Raw genomic sequence first — 9,948 nt, forward strand, 5'->3', positions numbered from 1 at the left:
AGGCCGAATTTGAAGTCTTTTCTGAACGAAACCCCCTACTATCTGTGGTCAAGGTTCAGTTTTTAGCTTGGTTATCGCTTTTTCCATTTTAGCTTAAAGCCGTCCTCAAAGGACGGGGTTTTAACCCAAATTTTCGATAAACAAACCAATCAATATTATTTAGGGTCTGCTGAATAAAGGTGAAATGTAGGCAAGGTAAGGGTTTTGTGGCTTTACGAGCGAAACAGGTGCAAGATTTTGAGAGAATCGTGCTTCAAAACCTTGCGTCTTCATCGGCCCGCGTCCTGTAGGGGCGAAGCATTCGGATAAAAAATCTACGGTTTCACCGATAGGTTATTGCCCGAATGCTTCGCCCGTACTTTTTGCCGCAAACCCTAGATAGAGTCCTATAGTAGCGGGCAGCGGAATTTCCGCTGCTTTTGCCCCCTTTTAGAGAGATTCTTCGATCACGGAACCATCTTCTTGCACCCAGGCGAGATTTTTAATCATCCGATCGCGGGCATAGGTACGAATTTGTGCCTCGCTGCGACCCCCTAAATCGATCGCCACTCTCAGATTTGGATCACCGGTGCGAAGGGAGCGAGCTTTACTAAAAGTCGCTATCTGGGCGTTATTACCCAAAGGGATAAGTAACCAGTCGAGGGGGGGAGCTTGAGTGGGTAAAGTCTGCCCTGATAATAAACTTTCGTGCAGTTCTTCGATATTCAGGGAAAAACCGATACCCGGAGCCGATTGGCCCTGGGGATGAAAAACACCCAATAATTGATCATAGCGTCCGCCCTGGCCCAAAATACTGAGATTTTGCTGGTGATAACTAACCGCCTTAAAAACGATGCCGGTGTAGTAATCAAAGGTTTGAATCAGACTTAAATCGAGAATTAGGGGGAAAGGCCCAGAGCGATCGGCATTAAGCAGCTCTACTAGGGATTTAAGGTTATTAACGGCTTTTTGGGCTGATTCTTCCTGGGCTAATACTGCCACTTGTGCGAGGACATCCTCAGGATTACCGCGCAGGTGAAATAATTGTCGCGCTTGCTGCCGGAGGGTTTCGTTGGGATAGGGAAGATTTTCGAGGCTAACGTAGTCGAGGAGGGCTAAACAGCGTTTCACCTGTTCGCGTAAGGGATTCGGAAAGGGAGAAAGTAGCGAACGAGTCAAACCCGCTTCTCCTAAAATAATCTGCCACTTAGGGACGGCCAAACTATCGAAACAGTCGGCTAGGAGCAGTAAAATCTCGGCATCAGCTAGTAAACCGCCGGAAAAGAGCAGTTCTACCCCCGCTTGATAGAATTCCACTTGACGACCGTGATAACTGGCACTAGGGCGACGAAAAACGTTAGCCCGATAACAGAGACGTTGGGGATAGGACTCCCCACTCATGCGGGTGACGGCACTGCGGGCAATGGAAGCGGTTAATTCGGGGCGTAATCCCGATAGTCCTTGGCTATCCCCGTGGAGTTGGATCACGGTGCTGGGATCGATCGCACCGCCCGCGGTGAGGGTATCGAGCCATTCAATGGTGGAGGTGACAATCCTTTGATAGCCCCAACGCTGAAAGACAGACTGAAGGCGATCGTTAATCCAGCCTTTTTGGGTAACTTCTAGGGGTAATAAATCCCTTGTCCCCGCCGGGGGTTGATGAATCATGGGAGTTTGCTAATCAAAATCGGTGGCACTGGTCAGTCCTATTTCACTTTACGACAAGTTGTGACCAGTTTCCTGATGGGTAAAAACCCCTAACAAATCCTCTTAGGGGTTTTTATCTCAAATGTCGGGGTGAAGACAGCAATTCTAAATTTGCCCTGTAGCAAGGCTTTTGGGGGTTAGTTCGCATAATACGGGGTCAAATTCAATGGGATTGCAAATTTCATGTCACGAGTCTTCAGGCTTTTGACGTGATAGTACACCCAAAGTTGCCCCAAAAATCCCCCTTTAAAATGTTCTTTAAATCCCTAAAAGGCTTGCTATGTCTAAAACTGAGAATTGCTGGTTGCTAGTAGAGGCAAGATGTTGCCCAAGAATCTCCGCCCTAAAAGTGCGGAGATTGTCAATCCCCTGACGGTGGCTTCTAGCGGAACATTGCGCGCAGGGAACTGGAGAGTTGATTGGCTGCCCGTGCGGCCACCAATCCCGAAAGGGCGGCGACCACCACTGTGGCAAGGCAGGTTAGCTGGGCTGCCCCCGGGCCACCCACCCCCAGTACCATCGCCATGGCGGTCAGAGGTAGGCGATAGCCGCCAGCAATACCAGCCGCTGCCCCCGCCGCACCCGCCAGATCCCCCGAAATCTCAAAGGTGGTTGCGAACACCCGGCCACTGAGGTCGCCGATCGCCAGAAAAGGGACAAACACGCCGCCACAGCCCCCGGCTAAAACGGCAGCGGTGGTGGCCGCGGCCCGGAGCAGAGCTACCGCTAACAGATGGTAAGGAGTTGTTTCAATGCTTTCGGCCCAGAGGATAGCGGCTCCCCCCGGCCCAAAAGCCGCTGCGGGGGTCGCCACCTGTCCGATCACGATCGCCAAGAATAGCATCACCAGGCCACCGATCAGAAGACGCGTGGCGGGCTTGTCCCGCAAGCCTCTGGCCCAGTAGATCGCCTCACCAGTGAGCGCTGTAATCGTGCCGGCGATCACTCCGATCAACAAAGTGGCACCCACCGCATCCCAGAAGTCAGTCGGGGGAAGCTGCGGCACGACCAGCCGGATCAGTTGCAGCTTAAAGGCAGCGTTGACTCCCCATCCCACCAGTCCCCCGGCTAACATCGCCGCTGCCCGCTCCGGGGTGATCGGAACCTGGCGTCGCTGACTCAACTCAAACATAAAAAAGCTGCCCACCAGAGGGATTCCCATCAGAGCAGAAACACTTGCCGCACCGCCGCCGATGGCCAGCGGCCGCACCAGTTGACGCAGGGCTGGATTTATGCTACCCAACCAGGTTCCCGTCGCCACGCCAATATGAGCTGCCGGTGATTCTGTTCCCATGGGCGCACCCAGTCCAACAGTGGAGAGGATGGCCAGGGCGCGCAAGGGGGCTAGATTCCAGGGGAAGCGCTCTTCGGCGCCGGATGCGTTCACCACGTCACCGGTCAGGTCGGCGCGAGCAATGTCATGGGGGAAGGAGTACCAGTCCATGAGAGAACCCCAGCGGCCAGAGGAAGTCGCCCCCCGGGGAGCTAAGGTCTGCACGGGTTGCCCCCTACCCAGTCCAAACAGGACTAGCGCTGCTAAGGTAACGCCCACCAGAGGCAGCAGCAGTAGCCAGACGTTGCCTAGGTCAGAGGCAATCCTGAGGGTTTGCTTAATTGCCTCAGTCAGCAGTACCGCGGCCAGAGAGCCGATCAAACCGCCGAGCAGGCCGCCAACAGCCCATGTGCCTACCCTGGTTAACAGAAGTTGTAGTTTGTTATTTAGCATCGTGCCAAGAAAGTTAAACTTTTATCGTTCCTATAGCAAGTCCATTGGAGTCGTCAAGCAAAACACCCTGAAAGTCTTTACTATATAGTTAGTAAAAGTATAGTCAATTATAAACAGACTGAATTCCATTTGAGAAATTCCCTTCACTTTTACTTCGAGAGATTAATTCTCCTTGGCTGAACTACGCACCTCTCTATCCCATAGCTGAACAGATTTGGGAATACTTTTCTTAGGATGTTGTAACTTGAAACCACTACTCAACGGATTTAGTATAAGTTAACATTTCAATTAGACGTTTATAAGGAATAACGACAAACTTTTGGGTGTTAGCTTTGCCTATGTTAGCCTTCTGTTTCCAGCCGTCATTTTTGCCAATAACTAAAGCAAACTGAGGGTGTGTTAGTCAAAATTAACACACCATTAATTTTATTTTTAAGTCAGAACTGTCCCAATTATGGGATAGATGTCTTAATTTCTTGCATAATCATCAACCTAAAAAGATTTAATTGTGTTCAAAGATTCGGTAACGTGAGCTTTAAAATCTAACATAGAATCAAAAATATGTCTGACGATTCCCTCTTGATCAATGATATAGGTAACTCGTCCGGGGAGGAAGAATAAGGTAGAGGGAACACCGAATAATTTCCGGACTCGGTTATCGCTATCACTTAAAAGGGTGAAGGGAAGATTATATTTTTGGGCAAATTGTTGATGAGATTGGGGACTATCGGCACTAATACCAATAACTTCCGCACCCGCATCGGTAAACACTTCGTAACTATCGCGGAAAGCGCAGGATTCTGCGGTACAACCCGGAGTGTCATCTTTGGGATAGAAATAAATTACCAGAGATTTTTTACCGATTAAATCGCTGACATTAACCGTTGTCCCTGTTTGGGAAGGGAGAGAAAAATTGGGAACTCGATCGCCTACTTTTATAGCTGCCATAAGATTAATTAATGAATAGATAATCGTGGATAGGGTGATACTTTATATTCTAACCTTTTTTGGTCTTTTGTTTAGCCCGTTTAGCAGCAGCTTTGGCCGCTTTTTCTGCTTCAATGCGTTTTTGTTCAGCTTTTTGTTTTTCTTCGTCTAGTTTTTCTAGATAATAGTGATAATCTCCTGCGTAGGCAATTAATTCGCCATCCCGAATCTCGACAATTTTGTTAGCTACCTGGGAGATAAAATAACGATCGTGGGAAACAATTAAAACCGTGCCTTCATAAACTTTTAAAGCCGATTCTAACATTTCCTTGGCGGGAATATCGAGGTGATTAGTCGGTTCATCGAGAATTAATAAGTTAGCGGGAGCAAGTAACATTTTGGCTAAGGCAAGACGCGCTTTTTCGCCACCACTCAAAGATTCTACTTTTTTTAATACCGTTTCCCCGCTGAATAAAAATCGCCCTAAAAGACTGCGAACTTCCACATCTTTCCAATCGGGAACTTCATCATGAATGGTATTTAAAACAGTTTTAGTTAGGTCTAAAGCTTCCGCTTGGTTCTGCTCAAAATAACTAGGAATAACGTTATGTTTACCGATTTCGATCGAGCCTTCTGTGGGGGGTTCTAACCCAACAATTAAACGTAAAAGCGTGGATTTTCCTGCACCATTTGGCCCTAAAAAAGCCACTCGATCGCCCCTTTCTATTTCCAGATTTGCTCCGAAAAAGAGAATTTTATCATCGTAAATGTGAACAAGATTTTTAATAGTTACCACTTCCCGACCACTACGCACTGCTGGAGGAAACTGGAATTTTAAGGTACGCACATCGGCGATTGGTGCTTCAATTTTTTCTACCTTTTCTAATTGTTTTTCCCGGCTTTTTGCTTGGGTACTGCGGGTGGCACTGGCACGGAACCGATCCACGAAAGCTTGCTGTTTTTCTAGTTCTTTTTGCTGACGTTCGTAGGCACTTAACTGAGCAGATTGTTGTTCGTATTTTTGCTGTAGGTAGGCAGAATAATTACCTAAATAAGTGGTAGAAACTCCCCTTTCCGTTTCGACAATTTTGGTACAGAGACGATCAAGAAATTCCCGGTCGTGGGAAACTATGACCATGGGAGTAGTTAAATCCTTGAGGAATTTTTCTAACCATTCAATGGTTTCTAAGTCTAAATGGTTAGTCGGTTCATCGAGGAGTAAAATATCGGGAGTTTGCAGGAGAATTTTTCCTAAACTCATCCGCATTTGCCAACCACCACTAAAGGAACTTACCAAGCGATCGCCGTCATCAATAGTAAAGCCCATTTCTGGTAAAATTTTCTCGATGCGCGCTTCTAATCCGTAACCATCTAACGCTTCAAATTGTCTTTGTAAGCGATCCAATTGATGAATTAAGCGATCTAATTCTTCGGGATCAGCTTTTTCCATGCGCTGGGGAATTTCTATTAGTTGATGGTGGACTTGATTCGCTTCTTGAAACACCGTCCAAAATTCCTCCCGTACCGTCCGACGGGGATCCACTTCAAATTCTTGGGTAAGATAGCCGATATGGAGACTGGTAGGACGGATGATCTCCCCAGCGGTGGGTTCCACTTCCCCCATAATAATTTTCAGCTGGGTGGATTTTCCGGCCCCATTGACTCCCACCAAACCGATGCGATCGCCCGTTTTTACTTCCCAAGTGACATCTTTTAACACTTCTCCCGTCGGGTAAATCTTACTAATTCTCTCTAGTCGTAGCATCGCTGATTTTTCTCCAGTCCTAGGCAGTTGAGGCAGTCCGCCTCTATTGTAACATTTAGTTAAGCTTTATCTGGTCTTTGTCAAGTTTTCTCGATTGAGCCACCTGACACTATTTTTTATCTGAAAGAGATAATAATGCTTAATCCCTACCCCATAAAAAAAGAAACGGCTAGTTTAATCACCAGAGATGGAATTAGTTTAGCTGCCGATATTTATCGTCCCGATAGTAGGGAATCTTTTCCCATTTTACTAATGCGACAACCCTACGGAAAAGCGATCGCTTCTACGGTGGTTTATGCCCATCCTAGCTGGTATGCACGTCAGGGTTATATTGTGGTAATTCAGGATGTCCGGGGACGGGGAAACTCGACGGGAAATTTTAATTTATTTGCCCATGAAATTAGCGACGGATTAGAAACTATTGAATGGGTTTTAACTATTCCTAATAATACGGGTGTGGTGGGAATGTATGGTTTTTCCTATCAGGGAATGACCCAATTATACGCCGCTACTAATGGTCATGCTGCTTTAAAAACTATTTGCCCAGGGATGATCGCTCACGATTTATATCGAGATTGGGGCTATGAAAATGAAGCATTTAATTTCCAATATAATCTCGCTTGGGCAATACAATTAGCAGCGGAAACAGCTAGATTAAAAGGAGACGAAACTGCCTATCAAAAACTCTGGGTAGCTTCCCGAAATTTACCCCTTTTTGATCCTATTGCTGCCTCTCCCCAAATTCTGCAAGATTTAGCTGCTGATTCTTTTTATCACGATTGGATTACTCGTTATCTTCCCGATGACTATTGGCAAAATTTATCCCCGCAAAACCTTTTAAAAAATATCGATTTACCGATGTTACATATCGGGGGTTGGTTCGATCCTCATCTCCGGGGAACTTTGGGTTTATACCAAGAAATGCAAGCGCGTTCTATCTATCCCCAACAGCTAATTATTGGTGCTTGGACTCATCTACCCTGGGGGAGAAAAGTAGGAGAGATAGATTATGGTCAAGAGGCAATTAGTCCTGTGGATAAAATGCAGCTGCAATGGTTTGATTATTTCTTAAAAGGTCAGGAAACGGAGTTATTAAAAAATCCTCCCCTGTATCTATTTCAAATGGGGTCTAATCAATGGCGATATCTGGAGAAGTTTCCCAGAGAAAATCAGCAAATTTATTATCTTGCTAGTCAAGGTTTAGCCAATCTGCGCGAGGATGAGGGGAAATTAAGCGCGATTTTGTTAGAACCTGCGATCGAGGATACCATCGTTCACGATCCTTGGCGACCGGTCCCATCTTTAGGAGGTCATAGCGCCCTACCGGGGGGAATATTCGACCGCACCATGCTAGACTGTCGCAGTGATGTGATTACCTACACTTCTCCCCCCCTAGAGAAAGATTTAACGATTTTGGGTAGTCCCCGTCTGGATTGTTATTGTCAAGCAGATGCGGTTAGTTTCGATATCTGTGCGGTGGTTTCTCAAGTTACCCCCGATGGTCGAGTTTTTAATATCACTCAGGGTTATAAACGGGTAAATAATCCCGAATCGCCCCTAAATATTGCTATGCAGGCCACTTTTATCACTATTCCTCAAGGTCATAGCTTACGTTTAAGTCTGAGTGCCTCTTGCTTCCCCGCACATCCCGTCAATGCGGGGACCGGCAGCTATCCCCACCAGAGTCGAGCGATCGATTTTTCTACTATCACAATTAAGGTTTTTTGTCAAGGAAATTTTCCGGCAAAATTGCTATTACCTTTAGTCGGGGAAAGCTAAACCGCTGCGGGGATCGCGAATGTATAAACCTAACACCAGCGAGGAGATAACCGTATCCCAGACGGGGGTGAATTTTTCCGCATCATCGACCCAATAATCCATAGTAATTAAACATTGAACCCCGGAACCAATGCCCACGGCAATACGCGAATAAGCTGGCCGATTTTCTTGGGGGTCGATGAATTGAATTTGCACCCAAACAATGCGTACGGTTTGTCGTTTTTCTTGGATAACTTCGCCGATTTCGTGAGGATTGCGGCTATCTTCACGAGCTAATTTTTTGACCATTCCTTTCAGGGGTAATTCTTTCCAATCTCCGGGGGGAAGTAGATTATAGGAAACCTCTAAACGACAATCATCATCGGGGGGTTTTCTATCTAAAAAACGAAAGGAATTATCATCGGGTTCAAAATGCCAATCTTGCGGAACTTCAAAGCGAACTGCACCGCGACCAGCTACAAAAATACTGTTACCCGGACTAGATTTCCAGTTATGATCTGGATTTAAATCGAGGGTTTCTTTGATCCATTGCAGATTGTGTTTTTTGGATTTAGCCATAGGTATAATCCTGCGATAAGAATCGGACTATAGCTGTCATTATACAGGCTTTTTCCTGAGAATTAACCAAAGCTTCTGTCTTCACCCTTAAGATAACTGCTGTATAATTTTTAGAAATCCCACAGCACGGGATTATCATCCAAGAAATCAGTTACCTGTTTACCAATATTATCAATTAATTTTAGGTCTTCCGGGGTTAAATTAATTGTCATTGCTTGAGCGTTATTAACTGCTTGAGCGGCATTTCTTACCCCAGCAATTGCATTAGTTTGGGGTTGCTTAATTAACCAAGCAAGAGATAATTGAGCTAGGGAACAATTATAGCGGTCAGCAATCGGTTCTAATTGATTTAAAGCCGCTTGTACCCTCGGAAAGTTTTCGCCATGAAAGAGTTTATTTTTAATTCTATGGTCTTCCGCTGCCAACTGATAACCGGTTCTAAATTTTCCTGTTAATAAACCTTGGGCAAGGGGAGAATAGGCCAGAATAGAAATATTATTCTCTATACAATAGGGCATAATTTCCTTTTCTACCGAGCGCCAAAACAGAGAATAGGGAGGTTGAATACTCTCAATTCTGCCGTATTGACTAGCTTCTTCCAGTTGAGAGCGGGAGAAATTGGAAACCCCTATAGCTCGAATTTTTCCCTGTGCTTTCAGATAATTAAGAGCGGCCATAGTTTCAGAAATAGGCACTATTTCCGTGTTCCATGAGCCACTAGGCCAATGAATTTGGTAAAGATCGATATAATCAGTTTGGAGGTTTTTTAAAGAGCGATGGCAAGCTGCGATAACTTGCTCATATTTGAGGTGATTAGCAAAAACTTTTGTGGCATAAATTACCTGTTCTCGCACATCGGCTAAAGCTTGAGCGACAATCAATTCTGAGTGACCTTCCCCGTAGATTTCGGCTGTATCTACAGTGGTAATTCCTGCCTCAAAAGCGGCACGAATTGCTTTAATACTTTCCTCATCTTCAATACCTGCCCACATCTTTTTTCCTGCTTGCCAAGTACCCACGAGAAGGGGAGTAATTTCTATATTAGTCTGACCGAGATAGCGTTTTTGCATAACAGTTTTTTGATGGGTTAAGTATGCTTAGGGTTTCAGTCGGGTTTAGGGCTGAAAATCCCAGCTGAAGAGGACTAAGGTGACAAGGATAAAAACTTTTACCGGTAGGGGTGTAAAGAACAAACTTAACAAGCCACAAAAAAGACCTAATAAGCGGGTACTGAGGCTAATTATTTCGCCTTGAACATTATAGCTGATCGACAGGGCGATTAGGGCTAGAGTAAGGAGAAAAATCATCGAAAAACTGGGTCTGAAACCCCGCCCTTTAGCGATAGCGGAGGGCGGCTTTATATGAGTTAGTGAGAAACAATTAAACCGTTAGAACGACGAATTAACTGAATCTTGCTAACAGCTATCTGTCCCAATCGTGTCCAACTGGTATCGCTTACAGATAGCTGTTTTTCGGTATCTCCACTAACATAACCAATTCCTTTGGG

At 45.6% G+C, this 9,948-nt stretch carries 7 protein-coding genes and 1 pseudogene; 1 reads left to right on the forward strand and 7 read right to left on the reverse strand.

Annotated features, from left to right (window positions below; all coding sequences use genetic code 11):
- Positions 1–429: 429 nt before the first annotated feature.
- From IM322_RS15480 to IM322_RS15495, 4 genes are all read right to left on the reverse strand, one after another.
- On the reverse strand, positions 430–1,647 hold the full coding sequence (locus IM322_RS15480; RefSeq protein ID WP_287675221.1) for an ATP phosphoribosyltransferase regulatory subunit: 1,218 nt from the start codon (positions 1,645–1,647) through the stop codon (positions 430–432).
- A 421-nt stretch (positions 1,648–2,068) separates the two neighbouring features.
- Positions 2,069–3,412 carry a chloride channel protein gene (locus IM322_RS15485; protein WP_287675219.1) on the reverse strand — a complete coding sequence of 448 codons (1,344 nt, stop codon included), beginning with the start codon at positions 3,410–3,412 and terminating at the stop codon, positions 2,069–2,071.
- Between the two features lie 492 nt (positions 3,413–3,904).
- Positions 3,905–4,360, reverse strand: a complete 456-nt coding sequence (locus IM322_RS15490) for a peroxiredoxin (RefSeq protein WP_287675217.1) — start codon at positions 4,358–4,360, stop codon at positions 3,905–3,907.
- 49 nt (positions 4,361–4,409) lie between these two features.
- Positions 4,410–6,104, reverse strand: coding sequence for an ABC-F family ATP-binding cassette domain-containing protein (locus tag IM322_RS15495; RefSeq protein ID WP_287675215.1), 1,695 nt, complete (start codon positions 6,102–6,104; stop codon positions 4,410–4,412).
- Positions 6,105–6,239: 135 nt separating this feature from the next.
- Between IM322_RS15495 and IM322_RS15500 the strand changes: the two genes are divergently transcribed.
- Positions 6,240–7,883 carry a CocE/NonD family hydrolase gene (locus IM322_RS15500; RefSeq protein ID WP_287675213.1) on the forward strand — a complete coding sequence of 548 codons (1,644 nt, stop codon included), beginning with the start codon at positions 6,240–6,242 and terminating at the stop codon, positions 7,881–7,883.
- On the opposite strand, the gene IM322_RS15505 is transcribed toward IM322_RS15500, so the two are convergent.
- The 3 genes and pseudogenes from IM322_RS15505 to IM322_RS23760 all read right to left on the reverse strand — a co-directional run.
- The gene (locus IM322_RS15505; RefSeq protein WP_147069357.1) at positions 7,866–8,441 is read right to left on the reverse strand and encodes an Alr1449 family protein; all 576 of its coding nucleotides are present in this window, start codon (positions 8,439–8,441) and stop codon (positions 7,866–7,868) included. The genes IM322_RS15500 and IM322_RS15505 overlap by 18 nt on opposite strands.
- 110 nt (positions 8,442–8,551) lie before the next feature.
- The gene (locus tag IM322_RS15510) at positions 8,552–9,511 is read right to left on the reverse strand and encodes an aldo/keto reductase (protein WP_287078775.1); all 960 of its coding nucleotides are present in this window, start codon (positions 9,509–9,511) and stop codon (positions 8,552–8,554) included.
- Positions 9,512–9,807: 296 nt separating this feature from the next.
- A pseudogene (locus IM322_RS23760) lies at positions 9,808–9,948 on the reverse strand (RRXRR domain-containing protein); the annotation flags it as partial.

This window comes from Microcystis sp. M109S1, from assembly GCF_020247025.1.
Lineage (GTDB): Bacteria > Cyanobacteriota > Cyanobacteriia > Cyanobacteriales > Microcystaceae > Microcystis.

Coding starts and splice junctions, on each gene's coding strand:
- IM322_RS15485 (WP_287675219.1), bottom strand. CDS start 3,412: ATGCTAAATAACAAACTACAACTTCTGTTAACCAGGGTAGGCACATGG.
- IM322_RS15505 (WP_147069357.1), bottom strand. CDS start 8,441: ATGGCTAAATCCAAAAAACACAATCTGCAATGGATCAAAGAAACCCTC.
- IM322_RS15510 (WP_287078775.1), bottom strand. CDS start 9,511: ATGCAAAAACGCTATCTCGGTCAGACTAATATAGAAATTACTCCCCTT.
- IM322_RS15495 (WP_287675215.1), bottom strand. CDS start 6,104: ATGCTACGACTAGAGAGAATTAGTAAGATTTACCCGACGGGAGAAGTG.
- IM322_RS15480 (WP_287675221.1), bottom strand. CDS start 1,647: ATGATTCATCAACCCCCGGCGGGGACAAGGGATTTATTACCCCTAGAA.
- IM322_RS15490 (WP_287675217.1), bottom strand. CDS start 4,360: ATGGCAGCTATAAAAGTAGGCGATCGAGTTCCCAATTTTTCTCTCCCT.
- IM322_RS15500 (WP_287675213.1), top strand. CDS start 6,240: ATGCTTAATCCCTACCCCATAAAAAAAGAAACGGCTAGTTTAATCACC.